Source organism: Stutzerimonas stutzeri, from assembly GCF_018138085.1.
In the GTDB taxonomy this organism is placed as follows: domain Bacteria; phylum Pseudomonadota; class Gammaproteobacteria; order Pseudomonadales; family Pseudomonadaceae; genus Stutzerimonas; species Stutzerimonas stutzeri_AI.
In genome coordinates, this window is the sequence record NZ_CP073105.1 from 3015037 (window position 1) to 3037764 (window position 22728).

At 60.9% G+C, this 22728-nt stretch carries 22 protein-coding genes; 11 read left to right on the forward strand and 11 right to left on the reverse strand.

Translation table 11 applies throughout. The annotated features are described in order from the left end of the window. Nucleotides 1–9: 9 nt before the first annotated feature. Together KCX70_RS13735 and KCX70_RS13740 are read right to left on the reverse strand one after the other, a co-directional pair. Nucleotides 10–1665: a cation acetate symporter gene (locus KCX70_RS13735; protein WP_102852104.1), complete on the reverse strand. Its 1656-nt coding sequence runs from the start codon at nt 1663–1665 to the stop codon at nt 10–12. Continuing rightward, a complete protein-coding gene (locus tag KCX70_RS13740; protein WP_021208538.1) occupies nt 1665–1982 on the reverse strand; it encodes a DUF485 domain-containing protein in 318 nt (105 codons plus the stop codon). The genes KCX70_RS13735 and KCX70_RS13740 overlap by 1 nt, the downstream gene beginning before the upstream one ends. A 249-nt stretch (nt 1983–2231) precedes the next feature. Here KCX70_RS13740 and KCX70_RS13745 point away from each other — a divergent pair, with 249 nt between their 5' ends. The 4 genes from KCX70_RS13745 to KCX70_RS13760 all read left to right on the forward strand — a co-directional run bounded on the left by KCX70_RS13745 (nt 2232) and on the right by KCX70_RS13760 (nt 5928). After that, nucleotides 2232–2456: a DUF2061 domain-containing protein gene (locus KCX70_RS13745; RefSeq protein WP_212617882.1), complete on the forward strand. Its 225-nt coding sequence runs from the start codon at nt 2232–2234 to the stop codon at nt 2454–2456. Between the two features lie 477 nt (nt 2457–2933). Then, nucleotides 2934–4226 carry a serine/threonine protein kinase gene (locus KCX70_RS13750; RefSeq protein WP_212617883.1) on the forward strand — a complete coding sequence of 431 codons (1293 nt, stop codon included), beginning with the start codon at nt 2934–2936 and terminating at the stop codon, nt 4224–4226. Between the two features lie 7 nt (nt 4227–4233). Continuing rightward, a complete protein-coding gene (locus KCX70_RS13755; RefSeq protein ID WP_031311069.1) occupies nt 4234–4989 on the forward strand; it encodes an MlaA family lipoprotein in 756 nt (251 codons plus the stop codon). A gap of 93 nt (nt 4990–5082) precedes the next feature. After that, nucleotides 5083–5928, forward strand: coding sequence for a pirin family protein (locus tag KCX70_RS13760; protein WP_212617884.1), 846 nt, complete (start codon nt 5083–5085; stop codon nt 5926–5928). Here KCX70_RS13760 and KCX70_RS13765 read toward each other — a convergent pair. Beyond that, nucleotides 5918–6868 (reverse strand): lipid A biosynthesis lauroyl acyltransferase, encoded by a 951-nt coding sequence (locus tag KCX70_RS13765; RefSeq protein ID WP_212617885.1) that lies wholly within the window; start codon nt 6866–6868, stop codon nt 5918–5920. The genes KCX70_RS13760 and KCX70_RS13765 overlap by 11 nt on opposite strands. Before the next feature lie 160 nt (nt 6869–7028). Here KCX70_RS13765 and minC point away from each other — a divergent pair, with 160 nt between their 5' ends. From minC to KCX70_RS13800, 7 genes are all read left to right on the forward strand, one after another. Next, on the forward strand, nt 7029–7760 hold the full coding sequence (minC, locus tag KCX70_RS13770) for a septum site-determining protein MinC (protein ID WP_212617886.1): 732 nt from the start codon (nt 7029–7031) through the stop codon (nt 7758–7760). 92 nt (nt 7761–7852) lie between these two features. Continuing rightward, nucleotides 7853–8668 carry a septum site-determining protein MinD gene (gene minD, locus KCX70_RS13775; protein ID WP_021208531.1) on the forward strand — a complete coding sequence of 272 codons (816 nt, stop codon included), beginning with the start codon at nt 7853–7855 and terminating at the stop codon, nt 8666–8668. Continuing rightward, entirely contained in the window at nt 8665–8922 is a 258-nt protein-coding gene (gene minE / locus KCX70_RS13780; RefSeq protein ID WP_019341568.1) for a cell division topological specificity factor MinE, read from the forward strand. The genes minD and minE overlap by 4 nt, the downstream gene beginning before the upstream one ends. Nucleotides 8923–9004: 82 nt before the next feature. After that, nucleotides 9005–9640 carry an RluA family pseudouridine synthase gene (locus KCX70_RS13785; RefSeq protein WP_212617887.1) on the forward strand — a complete coding sequence of 212 codons (636 nt, stop codon included), beginning with the start codon at nt 9005–9007 and terminating at the stop codon, nt 9638–9640. A gap of 104 nt (nt 9641–9744) precedes the next feature. Then, entirely contained in the window at nt 9745–11034 is a 1290-nt protein-coding gene (locus tag KCX70_RS13790; protein WP_212617888.1) for a M18 family aminopeptidase, read from the forward strand. A 508-nt stretch (nt 11035–11542) separates the two neighbouring features. Continuing rightward, on the forward strand, nt 11543–13639 hold the full coding sequence (locus KCX70_RS13795) for a carboxy terminal-processing peptidase (RefSeq protein WP_102852381.1): 2097 nt from the start codon (nt 11543–11545) through the stop codon (nt 13637–13639). A 100-nt stretch (nt 13640–13739) separates the two neighbouring features. Then, the gene (locus KCX70_RS13800) at nt 13740–15536 is read left to right on the forward strand and encodes a bifunctional diguanylate cyclase/phosphodiesterase (protein WP_212617889.1); all 1797 of its coding nucleotides are present in this window, start codon (nt 13740–13742) and stop codon (nt 15534–15536) included. On the opposite strand, the gene KCX70_RS13805 is transcribed toward KCX70_RS13800, so the two are convergent. The 8 genes from KCX70_RS13805 to flgJ form a co-directional block, all read right to left on the reverse strand. Further along, nucleotides 15503–15970, reverse strand: a complete 468-nt coding sequence (locus KCX70_RS13805; RefSeq protein ID WP_102852113.1) for a tetratricopeptide repeat protein — start codon at nt 15968–15970, stop codon at nt 15503–15505. The genes KCX70_RS13800 and KCX70_RS13805 overlap by 34 nt on opposite strands. Beyond that, nucleotides 15970–16365 carry a hypothetical protein gene (locus tag KCX70_RS13810; RefSeq protein WP_212617890.1) on the reverse strand — a complete coding sequence of 132 codons (396 nt, stop codon included), beginning with the start codon at nt 16363–16365 and terminating at the stop codon, nt 15970–15972. The genes KCX70_RS13805 and KCX70_RS13810 overlap by 1 nt, the downstream gene beginning before the upstream one ends. Further along, on the reverse strand, nt 16347–16670 hold the full coding sequence (locus KCX70_RS13815) for a helix-turn-helix domain-containing protein (protein WP_021208524.1): 324 nt from the start codon (nt 16668–16670) through the stop codon (nt 16347–16349). Before KCX70_RS13815 ends, KCX70_RS13810 begins: the two co-directional genes overlap by 19 nt. A 136-nt stretch (nt 16671–16806) precedes the next feature. Beyond that, nucleotides 16807–17274, reverse strand: coding sequence for a YkvA family protein (locus KCX70_RS13820; RefSeq protein ID WP_212617891.1), 468 nt, complete (start codon nt 17272–17274; stop codon nt 16807–16809). A gap of 456 nt (nt 17275–17730) precedes the next feature. Then, complete coding sequence (locus KCX70_RS13825) at nt 17731–18048, reverse strand: ComEA family DNA-binding protein (protein WP_212617892.1); 318 nt, start codon at nt 18046–18048, stop codon at nt 17731–17733. Between the two features lie 131 nt (nt 18049–18179). Next, complete coding sequence (flgL, locus tag KCX70_RS13830; RefSeq protein WP_102847297.1) at nt 18180–19454, reverse strand: flagellar hook-associated protein FlgL; 1275 nt, start codon at nt 19452–19454, stop codon at nt 18180–18182. A gap of 11 nt (nt 19455–19465) precedes the next feature. Next, on the reverse strand, nt 19466–21538 hold the full coding sequence (gene flgK, locus KCX70_RS13835) for a flagellar hook-associated protein FlgK (RefSeq protein ID WP_212617893.1): 2073 nt from the start codon (nt 21536–21538) through the stop codon (nt 19466–19468). Between the two features lie 2 nt (nt 21539–21540). Continuing rightward, nucleotides 21541–22722 carry a flagellar assembly peptidoglycan hydrolase FlgJ gene (gene flgJ / locus KCX70_RS13840; RefSeq protein ID WP_212617894.1) on the reverse strand — a complete coding sequence of 394 codons (1182 nt, stop codon included), beginning with the start codon at nt 22720–22722 and terminating at the stop codon, nt 21541–21543. Nucleotides 22723–22728: the final 6 nt, after the last annotated feature.

Genomic DNA, 22728 nt, shown 5'->3' on the forward strand with positions numbered 1-22728 from the left:
GTTCCGTTATCAGTGGGCGACCGCACCACTGGAACCCAGTCCGGTCTGCGAGCGGACGAACTGCGAGAAGAAGCGCTCGCGTTCGAGAGCTGCCGATTTCGACTTGTCGGTGACCGAGAAGAACCAGATCCCCGCGAACGCCACGACCATCGAGAACAGCGCCGGGTACTTGTAGGGGAAGATCGCCTCGGCGTAGCCGAACACATCGACCCATACGGTCGGGCTGATGATGGTCAGGACCAGCGCGGTGGCCAGGCCCAGGGCACCGCCGATCAGCGCGCCGCGTGTGCTCAGCCCCTTCCAGTACATCGAGAGGAACAGCACCGGGAAATTGCAGCTGGCGGCGATCGAGAAGGCCAGACCGACCATGAAGGCGATGTTCTGCTTCTCGAAGATGATGCCCAGCAGGATCGCCACTACACCTAGCGTCAGCGTGGTGATCTTGGTGACCCGCATCTCTTCCTCTTCCTTGGCCTTGCCTTTCTTGATCACGCAGGCGTACAGGTCGTGAGACACCGCCGAGGCGCCGGCCAGCGTCAGGCCAGCGACCACCGCCAGAATGGTGGCGAAGGCGACCGCGGAAATGAAGCCGAGGAACAGGTTGCCACCGACCGCGTTGGCCAGGTGGATCGCGACCATATTGGTGCCGCCGATGACGGCGCCTGCGGCGTCCTTGAACTGCGCGTTGGTGCTTACCAACAGGATCGCGCCGAAGCCGATGATGAAGGTCAGGATGTAGAAGTAACCGATGAAGCCGGTGGCGTAGAACACGCTCTTGCGCGCTTCCTTGGCGTCAGCAACGGTGAAGAAGCGCATCAGGATGTGCGGCAGGCCAGCGGTACCGAACATCAGCGCCAGGCCCAGAGAAATCGCCGAAACAGGGTCGGAGACCAGCCCGCCGGGGCTCATGATGGCCGAACCCTTCTCGTGGATCTTGACCGCTTCGGCGAACAGGCTGCCGAAGTCGAAGTTGACCGCCTTCATCACCATGATCGCCATGAAGCTCGCGCCCGACAGCAGCAGGACTGCCTTGATGATTTGCACCCAGGTTGTTGCCAGCATGCCGCCGAACAGCACGTACATGACCATCAGGACGCCGACGAGGACCACCGCGACGTAGTAATCCAGGCCGAACAGCAGCTGGATCAGTTTGCCGGCACCGACCATCTGCGCGATCAGATAGAAAGCCACGACGATCAGCGAACCGAACGCCGACAGAATGCGGATCTGGGTCTGACCCAGGCGGTAGGACGCCACGTCGGAAAAGGTGAACTTGCCAAGGTTGCGCAGGCGTTCAGCCATCAGGAACAGGATGACCGGCCAGCCGACCAGGAAGCCGATCGAGTAGATCAGGCCGTCATAGCCGCTGGTGTATACCAGCGCGGAAATACCCAGGAAAGACGCGGCGGACATGAAGTCGCCGGCAATCGCCAGGCCGTTCTGAAAGCCGGTGATGCTACCCCCGGCAGTGTAGTAGTCGGAGGTCGAGGTGTTGCGCTTGGCCGCCCACTTGGTGATGCCCATGGTGAAGCCGATGAACGCCACGAACATGGCGATGGCGGTGTAGTTGATCGCCTGTTTCTGGACGTCGCCGGTCAGCGCATCGGCCAGGAGCAAGGGAGAGACAACCGTCAGCGCCACTGCCGTCAATAAACGCAGAATCATTATTGCTGAGCCTCGTTGAGGATTTCCTGATTGAGGCGATCGAATTCGCCGTTGGCGCGCTGCACATAGACGCCGGTCAGAATGAACGCCATGAAGATCACACCGACGCCCACCGGGATACCCCAGGTGGTGACCGTATCGGCCGCCAGCGGAATGCCGAGGATCTTGGGATCGAACGCGATCAGCAGAATGAACGCGAGATAGGCACCCAGCATGACGGCCGACAGCAGCCATGCGAAGCGACCACGTTTGGCAACCAGCTCCTGGAAGCGAGGGTTTGCATAGATTTGCCGGTAAACATCTTCATTGTTTTGCATTGAGGGTCTCCACGGTCTCGCCCCTGATCAGAGCAGGTGGCTACTTTAGGGCCCGGCAGGCCGAACACCACTCGACCATGGTCTTGTTTTTATTTACCGGAGCCACCGTTTTAGACGCCTCGGATAGTCGAGATCGGGCAATAGACCAAGCCTATGTGGCGGATCAAGCACAGCGATTGTCCTCCGCGCCACGGCGGCGCGAGACTGACGCCAACAGAGAATAATTCTTGACCGCATACGGAGACCGCCATGCTCAAGACCGTGACCTTTACCTTGATGCACTTCGGCATCGCCTTCTCGGTGACCTATGCCCTGACCGGCAGCGCTGCCGCGGGCGGTCTTGTGGCGGCCATCGAGCCGCTGTGCAACTCTGTGGGCTTCTACCTGCACGAGCGAGTCTGGCAACGCCTGGAAAAACGCCAGCGCAGGGGCCACGAGATCCCGTCTCACGCATGGTTGCACCACCACGCCTGAGCTTGATCCGGAACGATTCGCAACGGTGGCGCCGCCCTTGAGCGCATCCATCCAGGCTTGCGGAGAGGCGGGACCGGGGCCCGTCGAGCGCGGCCGGATACCTGCCCGTCGCAAATTCCGACGCAACCAGACGGCTGAAGCGCGGTCTATGAAGGTGCGCTGAGCTTGGCTCGGTCGCTCGACCGCAAGCCACAGCGCACGCAGGAAGGCAGAAACGCTCACCCTGGAGGAGCAATGCGCAGTACCAGCACCAGCCGAACGCCAGCCGCAGCACAGGCGCACCGTCACGCCCATGCCGCGCCCCGCAGCGCATACCGCTCACCCGGTTCGCAGCGGTGCCTGGCACAACCCGGATCCAGCGACAGCCCTAGCCGTTTGGCCAGGCGGCAGGTTCGTGCCCTCTGCCAGCATCAATGGCTACACGCCCCGCACATACGGCTCGCCGATCTCCATGCCTGCCCCAGGAGCACCCTCTAGATGCGAATGCTGCTGTGCCTGACAGCACTGCTGACGCTGATCGTAACGCCCGCCCACGCGGCCGATATCAGCGTCGAGCAGTACGGCTATCCACTGAGTAACCCGTTCGAGGCGACGATTGCCACGACGCCTGCCGAGTTGCGCGCCGAAGTGCCCAGCGACGAGGACATCGACCAGGCCGACTACAGTTTGCGGCTGCGCCCGGAGCGCGAATTCATCCTGCCCGAGAACTTCTGGGCGGTTAAGCGCCTGACCTACCGCCTGGCCAAGCAACCTGGCCCGGCCCCGCTGATGTTCATCATCTCCGGCACCGGCGCCAGCTATTCGGCGGAAAAGACCGAATCGCTCAAGCGACTGTTCTACGGCGCTGGCTACCACGTGGTCCAGCTGTCTTCTCCGACCAGCTTCGATTTCATCGCGGCGGCCTCGCGCTACGCCACGCCGGGCTACAGCCCGGACGACGCCAAGGACCTCTACCGCGTGATGCAAGCGGTTCGCGCCCAACAGCACGACTTGCCCGTGACCGAATTCAATCTGATCGGTTACAGCCTGGGTGCACTCGATGCTGCCTTCGTCAGCAAGCTGGACGAGACGCGGCAGAGCTTCAACTTCAAGCGGGTTCTGATGATCAACCCGCCGGTCAACCTCTACACTTCGATCAAAAACCTCGACAAACTGGTGCAGACGCGAGTCGAAGCGATCGACAGCACAACCACTTTCTACGAAGTCATTTTCGAAAAACTGACCCGCTACTATCGCCAGAAAGGTGCGATCAACCTGGACGAGGCGATGCTCTTCGACTTCCAGCGGTCTGCCTTGCGGTTGACTGACGAGCAGATGGCGATGCTTATCGGTTCGGTGTTCCGTTTCTCGGCGGCCGATATCGTCTTCACCTCGGACCTGATCAACCGTCGCGGCTTGATCGTCCCGCCGAATTACCCGATCGACGAAGGCACAAGCCTCGAACCCTTCTTTCGCCGTTCGCTGCTCTGCGATTTCGATTGCTACATCACCGAACAGCTGATTCCCATGTGGCGTGCGCAGCAGGATGGCGGCAGCCTGGCGCAACTGGTTCAACAGGTCAGCCTCTACGCGCTGGAGGACTATCTCCAGAGCAGCCCGAAGATCGCCGTTATGCACAATGCCGACGACATCATTCTTGGGCCTGGTGACCTGGGTTTCCTGCGCCGCACTTTCGGCGATCGCATGACCCTCTACCCCCGCGGTGGCCATTGCGGCAACCTCAATTACCGGGTCAACGCCCGAGACATGCTGGAGTTCTTCCGTGGCTAGACGTCATCTGCTTGCGCTGCTAATGCTCATCAGCGGCGTGGCCAGCGCTCAGACGCCTCCCGCCGATGAGGATGGTTTCACGCAGCCGCTACGCAACCTCGAGTTCAACCCCGGCCTGGACCAGCGTGAATTCGAGCGCGCCACCTTCGACGCGCTGGACATCTATGATCCCTGGGAGTCGCTAAATAGGCGCATGTACTACTTCAACTACCGCCTGGATCAGTGGGTAATGCTGCCGGCGGTGCGCGGCTACCGCTACGTTACGCCGAGCTTCGTGCGCACCGGGGTCAGCAACTTCTTCAACAACCTGGGCGAAATTCCCACGCTGTTCAATAGCGTCGCCCAGTTGAAGGGCAAGCGCGCCATGACCACCACTGCACGACTGCTGTTCAACACCATCCTTGGCGTCGGCGGCGTATGGGATCCGGCCACGCGAATGGGCCTGCCTCGCTACAAGGAGGATTTCGGCCAGACCCTGGGCTTCTACGGCGTGCCCCATGGCCCCTATCTGATCCTGCCGGCACTCGGCCCGTCCAATCTGCGCGATGCAACCGGTCAGGTTGCCGACTTCGGGGTGGAACGCCAGGTCGACTATTTCAGCTATGCCGAAGCCAGCGGCGGTGAGTTTGGCCTTACCGCGTTGCGCCTAATCGACCTTCGCTATACCACGCCGTTACGCTACGGCCAGCTCAACTCGCCGTTCGAATATGAAAAGGTGCGCTACGTCTACACCCGTGCCCGGGAGCTGCAAATCGATGAGTGATCGATCCGTTCGATAGGAATGTTAGAGATTTCCCATCCATGCATCGAGGCGCTGCCGGTAGTCTTCTTCCGATCAGCGACTCGGAGCATTGCCATGACCCTGCGACAGATTCAGCACATCAGCACCGGCCGCGCCACCTCGGACGGTGCCGGCGTACGCCTGACCCGGCTTTTCGGTGGCGCTACACCGGAGCGGTTCGATCCCTTCCTGATGCTGGACGAGTTTGGCTCGACCCAACCGGACGAGTACATCGCAGGCTTCCCAGCGCACCCGCACCGCGGTTTCGAGACGATCACCTACATGCTCGAAGGCCGCATGCGCCATGAGGACCACCTGGGTAACGTTGGCTTGCTCGAGAGTGGCGCCGTGCAATGGATGACAGCTGCGCGTGGCGTCATCCATAGTGAAATGCCCGAACAGCAGCAAGGCGCGATGCGTGGTTTTCAGCTGTGGCTGAACCTTCCGGCCAAGCTCAAGATGAGCGACCCGGACTATCGGGACTACGCAGCCGAGGAGATCCCCCGAGCGACACTGCCCAATGGCATCGAGGCGGTCGTCATTGCGGGGCGACTGACCGCCGACGGCGTCGACCTGCCAGGGGCGGTGCAACGAGCCGAGACAGAGCCACAGCTGTTCGATCTGCACCTTCCCGGCGGCTGCCACCTCGAGCCGCAGCTGGCCGACGGACACCGGCTGATGCTCTACGTCTACGAAGGCGAGATAAGCGTTTCCGGCAAAACCCTGCACCGACACCAGCTCGCCGTGCTGTCCGAACGGGGTCAGCTGCGCCTGGAGGCGCAGGCCGATGCCCGCGTGCTACTGCTGGCCGGTCGCCCGCTCGGTGAGCCAATCGTTCAGTACGGCCCGTTCGTCATGAACAGCCGGGAAGAGATCGAGCAGGCGCTGCGCGACTTCCGTGACGGCGCCCTCACGGACTGACCGGTTTCTTCGGCAGCTTGCGGTACAGGTTCGGCTCGCCTTCCGGCCGCGTCTTGAAGCGGCGATGAGCCCACAAGTACTGCTCCGGGTGCTGCCGGACCGCCTCTTCTACCCAATCATTGATGCGCCGACAGTCGGCTTCTTCGCTCTCGCCGGGGAAATCCGCCAACGGCGGATGAATGACCAGCCGATAGCCGCTGCCATCGTCCAGGCGCTCCTGGGTATAGGGGATCACCCGCGCCTTGCCCAAGCGCGCGAACTTGGTGGTCGCCGTGACGGTTGCCGCGTTGATACCGAACCAGGGCACGAACAGGCTCTGCTTGCGGCCATAATCCTGATCCGGGGCATACCAGATCGCTCGCCCGGCACGCAGCACCTTGAGCATGGCCCGGACGTCCTCACGCTCGATGGCGGTGGCGTCGAGGTTGTGCCGCTCGCGACCGCGACGCTGAACGAAGTCGAATACCGGGTTCTTGTGCTCGCGGTACATGCCATCGATGGTATGACGCTGGCTCAGCAGCGCCGCACCGATTTCCAGCGTGGTGAAGTGCAGCGCCATGAGGATCACGCCCTGCCCTTCGGCCTGCGCCTGCTGCAGATGTTCCAGCCCCTCGATGTGCGCCAGGCGCTGCAGTCGAGCCCTGGGCCACCACCAGCTCATCGCCATCTCGAAAAAAGCGATGCCGGACGAGGCGAAGTTCTCCCGAAGCAGTCGCTCACGCGCCTTTTCGTTCAGCTCGGGGAAACACAACTGCAGGTTGCGCCGCGCGATGTGCCGCCTCGATCGTGCCAAACGGTACATCAGCGCCCCCAACCCGCGCCCGAGCAGCAGCAGAACGCGATACGGCAGCTGGATGACCAGCCACAGCAAACCCAGGCCGAGCCAGAGCAGCCAGAAACGCGGATGAAGAAAGGACGCACGAAAACGAGGACGATCCATTGAAAAGCCCGAACCGATAAAAGCGCGCATTCTAGCGACAAATCGCCCAGCGATGCGGCCGCGTCTCGATACACGGCAGCCATGCGCTTGGCCAGGCGAGACTTGCAGCCAACGGTTTGCCCCGCTATAAGTCCTCGCCATTTACCCTAGCAGGCAGACCATGAGCCAAGCCGATCCTCTCGACCAATCCCCCGTGTTCCAGCTCAAGGGCAGCATGCTCGCCATCACCGTGCTGGAGCTGGCACAGAACGACCTGGAACGTCTCGATCGACAGCTGGCCGTCAAGGTCGAGCAAGCACCGGATTTCTTCAACAACACGCCACTCGTTCTGGCATTGGACAAACTGCCCGCCGACAGCGATCTGGACCTGCCAGCCCTCATTGCGCTTTGCCGCAAGCATGGCCTGCGTACCCTGGCTCTGCGCGCCGGCGACCCTCAGATCATCGAAGCCGCCGGCGTTCTGGATCTACCGGTGCTGCCGCCGTCTAGCGCCAAGGAGCGCAAGCTGGACCTCGCCAGCAAGGCACCAGCCGAACCGGCCAAACCCGCCGAACCGCTCTACCGCCCCACCCGCGTCGTCACCACTCCGATCCGCGGTGGCCAGCAGGTTTACGCCAAGGACGGAGACCTTATCGTGCTGGCGGCGGTCAGCCCGGGAGCGGAACTTCTCGCCGATGGGAACATCCATGTCTACGGTCCGCTGCGGGGACGTGCCCTTGCCGGGATAAAGGGTGACACCAACGCACGCATCTTCTGTCAGCAGCTCGCTGCCGAAATGGTCTCCATCGCCGGCCGTTACAAGGTCGCCGAAGATCTGCGTCGCGACCCGCTATGGACCGAAGCCGTACAACTGAAGCTATCCGGCGACGTGTTGAACATCACCCGCCTTTAACGGATACTGCCGCGAATTTTCAAGCACCAAAACGGGCCTCCCAATGCCGAACCGGCGGAGGGTCCCGCCTTCCATATTTAGGGTGAATCACCTTGGCCAAGATCCTCGTAGTCACTTCCGGCAAGGGTGGCGTCGGTAAAACCACTACCAGCGCCGCCATCGGTACCGGCCTCGCTCTGCGCGGCCACAAGACCGTCATCGTCGACTTCGACGTTGGTCTGCGCAACCTCGACCTGATCATGGGCTGCGAGCGTCGCGTGGTGTATGACTTCGTCAACGTCATCCAGGGCGACGCTACCCTTACCCAGGCCCTGATCAAGGACAAGCGCCTCGAGAATCTCTACGTGCTCGCTGCGAGCCAGACCCGTGACAAGGACGCGCTGACCCTCGAAGGCGTCGGCAAGGTCATCGACGAACTGGCCAAGACCTTCGAGTTCGTAATTTGCGACTCCCCGGCCGGCATCGAAAAGGGCGCGCACCTGGCCATGTACTTCGCCGACGAGGCGATCGTCGTGACCAATCCCGAAGTGTCTTCGGTTCGCGATTCCGACCGCATGCTGGGCCTGCTGGCCAGCAAGTCCCGCCGGGCCGAAAACGGTGAAGACCCGATCAAGGAACACCTGCTGCTTACCCGCTACAACCCCGAGCGCGTCGTCAAAGGCGAGATGCTGGGTGTCGAAGACGTCGAAGAGATCCTGTCTATCCGCCTGCTGGGTGTGATTCCGGAGTCTCAGGCGGTCCTGAAGGCCTCCAACCAGGGCGTGCCGGTCATTCTCGATGACCAGAGCGACGCCGGTCAGGCGTACAGCGACGCGGTCGATCGGCTGCTGGGCAAGGAAGTGAATCATCGCTTCCTCGACGTGAAAAAGCAGGGCTTCCTGCAACGACTGTTCGGAGGCCGCGAATGAACCTTCTCGACTTCTTTCGTGAGCGCAAGAAGAAGGAAACGCCAGCCAACATCGCCAAGGAACGTCTGCAGATCATCGTTGCTCACGAGCGCGGCCAGCGGACTCAGCCGGACTACCTGCCTGCTCTGCAAAAGGAGCTGGTCGAGGTGATCCGCAAGTATGTGAACATCGACAGCGATCAGGTTCAGGTCGCCCTGGAAGACCAGGGTAGCTGCTCGATCCTCGAGCTGAACATCACCCTGCCGGATCGTTGAACGACCGGGCAGCGGCCCGCTCGCCTCGCTCGGCACAATCATCGGCGACTTCGGTCGCCGATTGCGTTTGCGGAATCCCAAGATGCCTCTGAGCAACATCCAGATCGTCCACCAGGACGCCGCCCTGCTGGTAATCGATAAACCCACCCTGCTGCTATCGGTGCCCGGTCGCGCCGATGACAACAAGGATTGCCTGGTCACCCGGCTGCAGGAAAACGGCTACCCCGAGGCGCGTATCGTTCATCGCCTGGACTGGGAGACTTCCGGCCTCATCGTGCTCGCACGCGACGCCGATAGTCACCGCGAACTGTCACGGCAGTTCCATGATCGTGAAACCGAAAAGGCCTATACCGCGTTGTGCTGGGGCGAACCCGAGCAAGACAGCGGCAGCATCGATCTGCCGTTGCGTTACGACCCACCGACCAAGCCGCGGCACGTCGTCGATCACGAGCAAGGCAAACACGCCCTGACCTACTGGCGGGTGATCGAGCGTTGCGGTCACTACAGCCGCGTCGAACTGACCCCTATCACCGGGCGCTCGCATCAGTTGCGCGTACACATGCTGTCGATCGGCCATCCGCTGCTTGGCGATCGGCTCTATGCGCATGAACAGGCACTAGACGCACATGACCGTCTCTGCCTGCACGCCAGCATGCTGGCCCTGACCCACCCGCACAGCGGCGAGCGCCTGCGCTTCGAGTGTCCGGCACCGTTCTGATGCGAGATTTTCTTGAAGCAACGCGGGGAGCCCCTGAGCACCCAAGCCTGCAGCCGCAACGGCCAATGGGATAGACTTTCAAGCCTTGCAGTCAGGAGCTCGTCATGCGCGAAGAACTCAACCAGGGTTTGATCGATTACCTCAAGGCCTCCCCAACGCCGTTTCATGCTACCCGCAGCCTCGCACGGAGCCTTCAAGCCGCTGGCTACGAAGCCTTGGACGAGAGCGCGACGTGGCATACCGAGCCCGGCGGCCGCTACTACGTGACCCGTAACGACTCCGCGATCGTGGCGTTCCAGCTCGGCAACAAATCGGTCATCGAGCACGGCATGCGCATGGTCGGCGCCCATACCGACAGTCCCTGCCTGCGGGTCAAGCCGCAACCCGAACTGCAACGCCAGGGCTTCTGGCAACTGGGTGTCGAGGTCTATGGCGGTGCACTGCTGGCGCCCTGGTTCGATCGAGACCTCTCCCTGGCCGGGCGCGTGACCTATAGCCGTGACGGCCGTATCGAAAGCCAACTGATCGATTTCAAGCTGCCGATCGCGGTCGTCCCGAGCCTAGCCATCCACCTGAACCGGGAGGCCAATCAGGGCTGGGCAATCAACCCACAGAACGAGCTGCCGCCGATCCTGGCACAGGTTGCCAGCGAAGACCGGCCAGACTTCCGTGCCTTGCTCGCCGACCAGCTCAGCCGCGAACACGGGCTGGTGGCCGATGTGGTTCTGGACTTCGAGCTGAGCTTCTACGACACCCAGAGTGCGGCGGTCATCGGCCTGAACGGGGACTTTATCGCCGGCGCGCGCCTGGACAATCTGCTGTCGTGCTACGCCGGATTGCAGGCCCTGTTGCGGGCCGGCCCGCAGGAAACCTGCGTACTGGTCTGCACCGATCATGAAGAAGTCGGCTCGATGTCCATGTGTGGCGCCGACGGGCCTTTCCTCGAACAGGTGTTGCGCCGCGTACTGCCCGAGGGCGAGGCGTTCCAGCGCAGCATCAATCGCTCGCTGCTGATATCGGCGGACAACGCGCACGCGGTTCACCCCAACTACGCCGACAAGCATGACGGCAATCACGGGCCCAAGCTCAACGCCGGCCCGGTCATCAAGGTCAACAGCAACCAGCGCTATGCCACCAGCAGCGAAACCGCGGGGTTCTTCCGCCATCTGTGCCTGGAGAACGAGGTATCGGTGCAAAGCTTCGTTACCCGCAGCGACATGGGCTGCGGCTCGACGATCGGCCCCATCACGGCCAGCCAGCTCGGCGTGCGCACCGTCGACATCGGCCTTCCGACTTTTGGGATGCATTCGATCCGCGAACTGGCCGGCAGCCAGGACCTCACGCATCTGGTCAAGGTGCTTGGCGCCTTCTATTCGAGCGCCGAGCTGCCCTGAAGCACTGGAGGCCGCCCGCATTCGTTTGCGGGCAGGCCCGGTACCCCCTTGATCAGCGAACCGACGCCTGCCGTGCGATACCCTTGCGCCGAGCCCAGCGGCTATAAAGCCTGGGCTACACGCAGCGACAACGGCATATCGCGACCATGATCGCAGCAGCGCAGAGGCATCGAGGTCGCAACAAGCAATCCGTTGATGCCTTGCAATGCCTCAAGGCAGCCTCCATAGTGGTTCCACCTGCGCCCGCTCAACCGGTACCCGCTGCAGTGCAGGCCGTCGATAAATTTCTGCTCCAGGCCACATCGCGATACTCGTCCACACGTACCGCTTGCCGATTCGGTAAGGTGTGCTGCGGGGCTCGCCCTGCCGCCCTGGCGCGAAATGTGTCGCGGCATGCAAGCCGCAAGCTACCGCCGGGGCGTTATTTTTCCGCCGGGCAGCCCCGTCCCGACACCTGATTTGATGGCCTACTATGCGTTACTACCCAGCCTCGCGCCGCCCCTCCGACATGAAACGATCATTGACCGCGGGCGTCGTTGCCCTGCTGCTAGGCCTGCAGGCGGCTATCGCCACGGCCAAGCCTGCCGATGGACACGACTGGGACTACCTGCAGCCCGATCGTGACCAGGTGATTGCCAGCCTAAACGTGGTCGAATTGCTCAAGCGTCACCACTACAACAAGCCGCCGCTCAATGATGCTCGCTCGGCCAAGATCTTCGACAGCTACATCAAGATGCTCGACCCGTCGCGCAGCTACTTCACCGCCGGCGATCTGGCCGAGTTCGAAGCCTGGCGCAACGAGTTCGATGACTTCCTGAAAAATGGCAATCTCGAGCCAGGCTTCGCGATCTACAAGGTCCATCTGGAGCGGTTGCAGAGCAGGCTCCAATATGCGCTGAGCCTGCTGGAAAAAGGCGTGGACAGTTTCGATTTCACGCTCGACGAAGAGCTGCTGGTCGACCGGGAGAACGCCGCGTGGCCGAAGAATGAGCAGGAGCTCGATGATCTCTGGCGCAAGCGCGTCAAGGATGAAGTGCTGCGATTGAAAATCGCGGGCAAGGAGCCGAAGGCCATCCAAGAGCTGCTTACCAAGCGCTACAAGAACCAGCTGTCACGGCTTGAGCAAACCCGCGGAGAGGACGTCTTCCAGACGTACATCAACGCATTCGCCCAGTCCTACGACCCACACACCCAGTACCTGTCGCCCGACAACGCGGAGAACTTCGATATCAACATGAGCCTTTCCCTGGAGGGGATCGGTGCCGTCCTGCAGAGCGACAACGAATACGTGAAGGTGGTACGCCTGGTGCCCGCAGGCCCGGCCGAGAAAAGCAAACAGATCGCTCCCGCCGACAAGATCGTCGGCGTAGGCCAGGACGACGACGAAATGGTCGACGTCATTGGCTGGCGGCTCGACGAGGTAGTCAAGCTTATCCGCGGGCCTAAAGGATCGGTCGTTCGCCTCGAGGTCATCCCTGCCAGCAACGCACCCAACGATCAAAGCAGCAAGGTGGTGGCCATCACTCGCGAGGCCGTGAAGCTCGAAGAACAGGCGGCCAAGAAGTCGATACTCAACCTCGAACAGGACGGCCACAGCTATAAGCTTGGCGTTATCGAGGTGCCGGCGTTCTATCTCGACTTCAAGGCCCTGCGCGCGGGTGACAAGGAATACAAAAGCACCACCCGGGACGTCAAGAAACTGCTGACGGAGCTGAAGCAGGAGAAGGTCGACGGGGTTGTTATCGACCTGCGTAACAATGGCGGTGGTTCGCTTCAGGAAGCCACCGAGCTGACCGGACTTTTCATAGACCAGGGCCCGACGGTTCTGGTGCGCAATAGCGACGGCCGCGTCGACGTGCTTGCCGACGAGCATCAGGGCGCGTTTTACAAGGGCCCGCTGACGGTGCTGGTCAACCGCCTGTCCGCATCGGCCTCCGAAATCTTCGCAGGCGCCATGCAGGATTATCATCGCGCGCTGATCGTCGGCGGCCAGACCTTCGGCAAAGGCACCGTACAGACCGTGCAACCGCTCAACCATGGTGAACTCAAACTCACCCTGGCGAAGTTTTATCGAGTCTCTGGGCAGAGCACACAGCATCAGGGTGTGATTCCGGACGTTTCCTACCCCGCTGAAGTGGATACCAAGGAAATCGGCGAGAGTGCGCTACCCGAAGCGATGCCTTGGGACAGCATTCGCGCCGCCATCAACCCAGGCGCGAACCCGTTCAAGCCTTTCCTGGCAGAGCTCAAGGCCCGTCACGAAGCACGAACCGATCAGAACCCTGATTTCGTCTTTACCCGCGACCGCCTCGCATTGACCCAGGAACTCACCCACGAGACGACCATCAGCCTCAACGAAGAGAAGCGTCGTGCCCAGCAGGAGCGTATCGAAAAGCGCCAACTGGAACTGGAGAACACGCTGCGCAAGGCCAAGGGCGAAGAGCCGCTGGCCAAATTGGAACGCGATGACGAAACGACTCCGCATCTCGAAGACGAGAAGCTCAAACCCGAGGATGACGCCTATCTCGCCGAAAGCGGTCGAATCTTGCTCGACTACTTGGGACTACAAAAGGCCGTGGCGAAAAACCAGTCCGCGAGTCAGTAGATCCCGCATGTCATCAAAGTGACATCATTGCGTCGTGAAATACGAAGGGCCGCCGTTTTGTGCGGCCCTTCGCACATTCCACGGCCATCACGGGATCAACATGACCGTCACCGAGCAGTTGAGCACGCTGGATAACATCCTCGCTCACGGCGACATCACCAGCCTCTTCCAACCGATCGTATCGCTTTCACAGCGACGTGTTCTCGGCTACGAAGCGCTGACACGCGGCCCTTCCAACACCGCGCTGCACTCCCCCATCAACCTACTCGCGGCTGCCCGGCATGCAGGTCGGCTCAATGAGCTGGAGATGACCTGTCGCGAAAACGCCTGCCACCGCTATAGCCAGCAGCAGTTGCAGGGAAAGCTGTTCCTCAACGTATCGCCGGAAACCTTGCTCGATGCCACCCACAGACCGGGATATACCCTGGAATTGCTGCGCAAGTACCGTATCCCGGCGGACAGGGTGGTCATCGAACTGACGGAGCAAACGCCGACCGACGACTTCGAGTTGCTCGATGCTGCGTTGCGTCATTACCGAGACATGGGCTTCTCGATCGCACTCGACGATCTCGGCGCCGGCTACTCGGGTTTGCGCATGTGGTCCGAGTTGCGCCCCGATTACGTCAAGATCGACCGCTACTTCATCGATGGCATTCACCGGGATGCGGTCAAGCGTGAGTTCGTCGAATCGATCATGAAGATTGCGAGGGCTTCGCGGGCGCAGGTCATCGCCGAAGGTATCGAGCTGAGCGAGGAGCTCAGGGTGCTCTCCGAGATGGGCATAGATATGGTTCAGGGATATTTGCTCGGCCGTCCGGAAGAAGACCCCAGCCCCGAGGCCGCTGTGATTCTGCCAAGCCATGGCAATCGCAACGACGCATCGCTGGAGGAGCAGGCGGACCTGTCGGCATTGGTATTGAAACAGTCCGCAGTCGCCGTCTCGCGCCCGACCGGAGACGTTCTGGAGTTGTTCCGTCTGCAGGCGAATCTGAATTCTGTCGCAGTGCTCGATGCAAACGACACACCGGTGGGCATCGTTCATCGAAGCCTGTTGTCCGACGCCTTGCTCAAACCCTTCGCAACCGACTTGCTGGCGCGAAAACCCATCAGCAGGCTGATGAGCGAAGACTTCCTGGCGGTCGAGCTGGGCCAGTCGCTGCAACAGGTCAGCCGTCTTCTGACCAGCCGAGCCCGGCAACGAATCGATGAAGATTTCATTATCACCGTCAATGGCCGCTACCACGGTTTGGGGCGGGTAATCGACGTACTCAAGCTGATCACGGAAATGAAGATCCAACAGGCACGCCACGCCAATCCGCTGACTCTGCTACCGGGAAACGTACCGATCCAACAATGCCTCTCCCGCCTGTTACGACAGGGCCAGGAGGCTGTGATCTGCTACGTCGATATCGACCATTTCAAACCGTTCAACGACCTTTACGGCTATGCCAAGGGCGATGAGATTCTGTTATGTCTGGCGCATTGCCTCGATCAGCAGGTCGACCCGAGCTGCGACCTCGTTGGTCACATCGGCGGTGATGATTTTTTGCTGGTCATGAAGTCCACAGAATGGTCGACGAGAATCAGCGAGCTATTCGTCGCATTCGAGCAGCGCTGCCGGTCGTTCTACCGAAATGACCATCTTGCAGAGGGTTGCTTCGTTGCCGAAGGCCGCCAAGGCGGCCAGCAGCGCTACCCTCTGCTCTCGCTCTCGGTGGGCGCAGTCCATCTAAAGCCTGGCTCCAATGCTCAGCTCGACGCGTCAGGCCTGGCCGGACTTGCCTCGCAGGCCAAGCGCCGCGCCAAGCAGGAGGCCGGGTACAGTCTCTATACGATCGAAGCGGAGCAATCTTCGGCCGGGCTTCAGAGTCCCGCTCTGTCCGCGCTGGCCTTGTAATACTCGGCTTGCTGGCGATCCGGAGGCAGGCCATGGCCGCCGGCAGCATAAAGCTGAGCCAGACGGGTTGCCGCTAGCGGATGCCCAGCGTCGGCGGCGATCTTCCACCACCGCGCCGCCTGAATACCATCCGGCCCGTGCGTCGCATCCTCGCTGAGACTGATGACGCCCATTTGATAGGCGGCCTTGGCATCGCCACGCTCGGCCGCCAGGCCTAGCAGGCGAATACCCTCCCGCCTGGCGCCGTAGCCTTGGCCGCGGAAAAGCAGAATGTGGCCGTAGAAGCTCTGGGCCTTGGGATCACCGATAGCCGCCATGCGGGCGAACTGACCCTCCATCCAGCGCCATAGCTTCGGCTGTTGTACAGCCCGCCGGACCCCCAACAGCTTGCGCGCGACCCCATAACCAACCCGCGCTCGTACCTTGAGCAACATTAAGGCGCCTCCGGATAATCGAACTCAAAAACCCGAGCGACTTCGCCAGCATGCCAGGAGGCAGCAGCGGTACCGTCCGCCGGACCGGAGAACCGTCCAAGCCGAGCAGCACATTCGAAGAACCCGGTGCGTGGTAATCGGCTGGCGCCCTGACTGATCACCAAAGCGCTGCGCAGTGGCCGATCGGCACGTGCGTCCAGTGCGGCCAAATGTTCCAAGGCGGCAGTCAGGGTCTGCATCGCTGGCGGTGGCAACTGCAACCGCTCGACCAACGCGCGGTACGTCACCAGATGCCGTTGGCGCCGAGCATCGTTCAATTCATCCAGCAGCGCCTGCCAGTGCGGGCGACTGATACGAATCGACGAAGCAGTACCTTTCAAATCTCCTGCGCCCATCCATCGATCTCCATCGCACGCGCCAGCGACCGGCGTATCGCCTCACCCGGGTCTCGGTCACCGCTTTCGATAAGGTCCAGATAGGAAGGGCTGATACCCACCGCGCGTGCTAATGCGTCCAGCGCCATGCCTCGGGCCTCTCGCATCGCACGCAGCTCGCTGAATCTGGGTAAAGCGGCCGAGGCCTCCGGTGCTGTCGTCGCTGCCGGACCTTGCCCGCACGCGCTCAGCAGCGCCTGATACTCATCCCAAGGCAGCACGGCATATTCTGGTACGCCGTCACGCATGATGACCTGGACACTCATCCGCTACCCCGCTCGCTCGTTGTTCCGTAAAAGCGGATCTTAACAGTCCGAAAGCAGTTTTTTAGCGTAAGCGCCCGCACTTAAGAGTGAATCCGGCGCGATTCGCCAACCGTTCCAAAGGATTAATCCGGTAATCCTAGGTAGGACTGTGCCGTGCTGGACTGACATCGTCCGCCATGGGCTCATCAGCGGAGGGTAATCGAGCAATGCCCGCCTGCACATCAGCCGTTTGGCTGTCCCGCCAGGCCTGGAATGCCTGCAGTTCACCGGACCACTTGCGCATGACCCAGCCCAGCACGGCCAGATCGTCAACGAAACCGAGGCCGGGAATCCAGTCGGGAATGGCGTCCATTGGCGACAGGAAGTACAACAGTCCAGCCACCGCGGCGACCAAGGCCGGTTTGCTGATGGCTCGGTACTCGCCCCGCCACCAGGCCACACACAGCGCTTGCAGAACGCCTAGATCTTCCCGCAGGCCTTTGAGCAGCCCGCCACGAGCGGAGCGCTTGCGAGCGACCGCCAGGAGCACCACAGGTAACCTTCCCTTGGCGAGCACCCGCTGCGCCATAGGAAGGTATTTGAAGAACGTCCAAGGAGCTTTCATCGAATATCCTCCAAAAGCCGCGTGACATAAGCGCTTGACGCTTATCCACAGAAGCTGTGGATAACCTTGTGAACAGATTCTGGATGACTGCTCCAAACGCCCGGCCGGCGCGGCCTACAAACAGATCGATGGGTTTTTGCTCAGCGCAAATAAACCCTTTCAAATCAGCAACTTAGCTATAAGCAGAAATCACCTGAAGGTTGAACGCCGAATCGTTCGGTTACGCTTTTTAGAATGTGCATAACCGTAACATGTCAACGCTTTTTTAAGGCAATTTCGGCTTTAAAAGGGCTAGACAAAGCCGGCTGCTGGTTCTAATAAGGACAACAGCCAGCCACCGGCCGTTCAGCCGATAACCCAAGCTGCAAGCCTGGCATGCCTTGGCCCGTCAGGCTTTCGAGCAGAGATAAAAAAGCCGGTCGAGCGACCGGCTTCCTGGAGCTTGATTCGGCTGGCTTAGTTCAAGCTCAGTTTCGCGCGGTTCTTTTCCAGAGTCGCCGCACCGATGCCTTTGACTTCCAGCAGATCGTCAACCGAGCTGAACGGGCCATGCGCCTCACGGTACGCGACGATAGCCTTAGCCTTCGCTGCGCCTATGCCTTTCAACTCGCGAGTCAGGGTTTCCGCATCGGCCGTGTTGAGATTGATTACCGTCGATTGAGCTACAGCAGCTTTGGCTGATTCAACGGGCTCGGTTTTTTTCGCCGCGAAGCTGCCTACCGAAACGCTTGTGAGCAGTGCGAAGAGTGTTGCGCAGAGAACAGACTTGATCATTTTCACATCCCTTTGAGTGTCGGATAAGCGACGCGGTACTCCATGCGCCGCGAGAACACACTTTAAGGCACGAAGACCACGAGTCAAATCCGAACCACCATTCTGTGACCCACGCCGCGTCACGCCGAGAATCAGCGCATAACGTTGAAAAGACTCAAGCCAGCGATCTTCACGTAACTTTGTTGGGCTGCTTCGAGCACGACGGTCTGCATGGATAGCCGAGACAAGGCTTCGGCGTAGTCGAGCTCGCGCAGCTCGGCCTGAACCCCCTTGTTGACCAGCGTGACGTCCTCGTTATCGGTCTGGGTGCTCTCGATCACGTTCAGCCGCGCACCGATGTTCCCCCGAGCCTGATCGACGCTGACCATGCCGTGGTCGAGGTTGGTCAGGGCGACAGCGACCGCGTCGCGGACGCCGGCGTTGTCGGTCGTTGGACCTTCCAGAGACTTGCGCAGGTTGGCGATGGTGTCGAGGATGCCCTGTTTCTGCTGTATTTCGCCGGATGCCGAGAGTTTCGGAGTGATATTTACCACTTCACCGCCGACTGCCGCCCCGTCCAGCTGTAGCGTCACACCTCGAAACACCAAGGCATCGCTTCTGGTGGGATTGTCGTCCATTTTCAGGCCAGCGCCGTCCGCTAGCGGCGTGGCTGCGGGCACACCGCTATTGTCCAGCTCATAGATGTCGTAGGTGCCATCCGCGTTGAATTGGAGCTGAACGCCATTGGCAGGAAAACCATTTGCGCCGGAAAAGGCGACTTCATCGCTAACGAGTGGTGCTGAAACAGCAAGCGTCGAACCTGCCGGAAACGCAGCGACGGGCTGGCGTTCCAACCTCCCTGCGTCGGTGATGCCCTCGAAAATGGATTTGCCGTTATCGCTGATCGGAATGCTGAGGGAGCTCGCGATCTGCAGTTTCCTCTGCCCCTCGTCGCCCTGGTAGCTGTAGCTACCATCCGCTGCCCGGACAAAGGGTTGCGTTTTGCCCTGGAAACCCGCGAAGAGGTACTCGCCACGTGCATTGCGGGTGTTCATCAGCGAAAGCAGCTCGTCCTCACGCTCGCCAAGCTCAGCCGCGATGGCCTTGCGGTCCTGCGGGTCGAGCGCACCGTTGCCGGCATTGACCGCCAGCTCTCGCACACGTTGTAGGACGGTATTCACCGAGTTCAGGGTGACCTCTTCCTGTGTCAGGCTATTTTTCGCAGCGGTCAGGTTCGAGTCGTACTGGGTCAAGACGTTCTGCTGCTGCTCCAATTGCAGTAGCCGCACCGATGCGACCGGATCGTCGGCCGGCGTAAGGATGCGATTGCCCGTGCTGATCTGCTCCTGGGTACGCGTGGCATTGGAGTAGTTGCGCTGGATGCCGGTCACGCCGTTATTGAATGCTTGCAAGGTCGAGATGCGCATGGCCGGGCCAATTACCTGAAGGTGCTGATCAATGTATCGAACATGGAGCGTGCAACTTGAATGATCTGAGCCGAAGCGTTGTAGTACTGCTCGAACTTGATCAAATTCGCCGCTTCCTCATCGAGGTTCACCGCCGAGAGCGAGTCCCGGTTGTCGGTGGCCTGCTTGAGGATGGCACTCGTCGCATCGCTGTCCATCCGCGCCTGGGCCGTCAATGTACCAACCCGCTCGACTAGCTCGCCGTAGCCATCGGTGAAGCTGAACCCGGTACCCGCAACGGCGGAGTCCACGCCGACGGTCTGTTTCGTCTGTAGATCTACGAGCTTCAATGCATTGCGGTTGTCGGAGACGCCGCCCTGATTGAAGGTCAACGAAAAACTGTCGCTGGCCTTGGGCCGTCCGCTAGCGCTGAAATCGAACTGGTAAGTGGCCCCAGACGCGGCCGTATAAGCCAACCGAACGGCATTGCTCGTACCGCTCTGGAGCGTCGGCGCCTGAGGATTGCCACTGCCGTCGACCAACGGATCGCCATTTGCATCCACATACGCCCATCCACTGGGTAGGGAGGCCGCATCAGTCAGCGAGTAGCTGCCATCGGCGTTGACGGTAGTGGTGAGGCTCAACCCGCTGCCGAAGGCGGCCTTGAGTTCATCGAGGTCAATCGGCGACGGCGCCGAGACCATGTCTGGCTGACTGATGGCACCGGTGCCAGCGTTCTGCAGGTTGTTGCGCGCACTTGCAACCGCGGCGAAGGCGAGCTGGTCAGCCTGATCAAGGGTTACCTTGATATCAGCCGCGCCACGACGAGTCGGCTGCAGGGTGAACTTGTCGCCGGCAGCAGGTAGCGGACTGCCCAGCACGATCTGGAACCCCTGATCACGCCCTTGATTATCGGTGATGGTCAACGGACCACTGGGCGCGCCGGACACGTTCATCACCTGGCTGTCGCTGAGCCGACGGATCTTGTAATCGACCCCATCGTATTCCATGAGGTAGTCGCTGGTGGTCAGCGCGCTGGTGTTGGTGACGTTCAGAAGCGGCTGTGCATTGGAGCTATTGCCCGCGAACGCAGTGACCCTGAGTTTCGCCAGTGCTGGGGTGTTGTAGTCACCGAACAGTGCCTTGCCGACCTGCCCCTTCAGATCCAGCCCCTGCCCCAACTGGGTGTTGACCTGATCGCTTACCGACAGCGCAAGGCGGCCCAGCGAGTTCATCGTCGAATCCAGCACTTCGCTGCGATAGCGGATCAACCCGCCCAGCTCACCGCCGGTGATCTGCGAAGTAATGCCCTGCCGCGAGCTGCCACTGACAAACTGGATCTCATGGCGATTGGGATCGCCTTGTCCGGGAACGACTTCCAGACGACTGACGGTGCTACCCACCACCAGCGGCTGTCCGGTACCCACCGAGATATTGAAACTGTTGTCGTCTTGCGGCGTTACAGTGACGCCGATATAGGTCGACAGCTGACGCACCGCTTCATCGCGCGCATCCAGAAGGTCGTTGGGCTGCTGACCGTTGGCCGACGCCGTGGCGATGGCGTTGTTGAGGCTACCGATGCTGCCCGCAAGGCGGTTGATCTGGTCGGTCACCGCTGCCATCTGCTTGTTGGTGAAATTGTTCTGCTCGCTCAGCCGATCCGCCACCGTGTTGAAGCGACGGGCGAGCCCTTCGGCTTCGGCCAGCACCAACTGACGCGCCGGGATATTGGCTGGATCTTCCGCAGCCGTCTGCATCGCGGAAAAGAATTTCTGCAAAGACGGCGTGATGCCGGTCGTGCTGCCCGCCAGCAGGGAGTCGAGCTGGTCGATCTGGCTTTTATAGGCCTGCACATCACTGCTCAGGGACGTGCTGCTACGCAGCTGGCTGGTCAGGAACTCGCTATAGCTGCGACGGATTTCTACCAGCGTCGTGCCCGAGCCGACATAGCCGGCACCGCTGAACTGCGGAACACGGGTCGCCTGAGAGGCATCCTGCCGGCTGAAGCCCGGCGTGTTGACGTTGCTGATGTTGTGACCGGTAATGGACAGCTGGCTCTTGCTGGCGCTCAGACCGGACAGGCCAATATTCAGTAAGTCAGCCATGATTAACCCCTAGTCCGCATGGCAGGCGCCGTACCGGCATCAGCAATAGTCTGATAGGCCTGCACCTTGCGGGCGATCTGATTGATTTTGCGCGCATACTGCGGATCGGTCGCATAACCGGCCCGCTGCAGCTCATTGACGAAGCGCTCGGAGTTGCCTGATGCGCTGGCAACCTGGATCGCGGGCTTGTAGCGCTCGTTGTTTTCCAGCATCTGCACGTAGTCATTGAAGCTGTGCTCGAACGAGTCATAAGCCCGGAATCCGGCGACCTGCTTGGTCGCCTTGCCATCGACATACTCGGTCGTGGTGACCTTCGCCGATGCGCCGTCCCAACCCGTGGCCTTGATACCGAACAGGTTATGGCTGTTGGTACCGTCCTTCTGCTTGATGATCGACTTGCCCCAGCCGGTCTCGAGCGCAGCTTGCGCGACGAGGAAGCGCGGCTCGACGCCAAGACGCTTGGCCGCCTTTTCCGCCATTGGCAGCATGGTTGCGATGAACTCGGCCGGTGAGCTGAAACGCGTCTTGCCGGGCGCGCTCGCGTCAACGCCGTTGATCGTCAGAGGCGCATCCTTGGGCGCAGCGAAGGTGGTCGCCGGTTTCCAGTCGAGATTGACCAGCGGTTGCGCCTCGCCCTTCAGGTTGATCTGCTCCACCGGAGCTGACGGCTCGCTTTGCACATGCGTGCGCTCGGCAAGCCGCCCCGGCAAGGCCAGGCGGCGCTGGTTGAGCAACTGAACATCGTTGCGGGCAGGGTCGACGGACGCAATCTTGGCGTTGGGATTAGCCGACCACTTCGAGCCCTCGGTCTGTGCGACCTGCGCAAACGGATTAGGCTTTTCGCTGGGCTTCTGCTGCTTGGCCAGCTGGCGAACCAGGACATCGGCAAGCCCGATCCCACCGCCTTCCTTGGACAAGGTGACGGAGAGCTGCTGGTCGTGCATGTCCTGGTACTGCTTGCTGGCCTGGCTGTTGAACGGATTGTCCTGGGACATGACTTCGGTCGCCGAGCGCATCGACTTGAGCATCTCGTTCATGAACAGGGACTCGAATTCCTGCGCAACTTTGCGCACGTTTTCTTCGCTGTCGCGGTCCTTGCCCACTTTGAGCTGATTCAACCGATTCAGGTCGGAGTAGCTGCCACTATCAGGCGTCTGCCGACTCACACCAAGACGATTTTCCATGTCTTC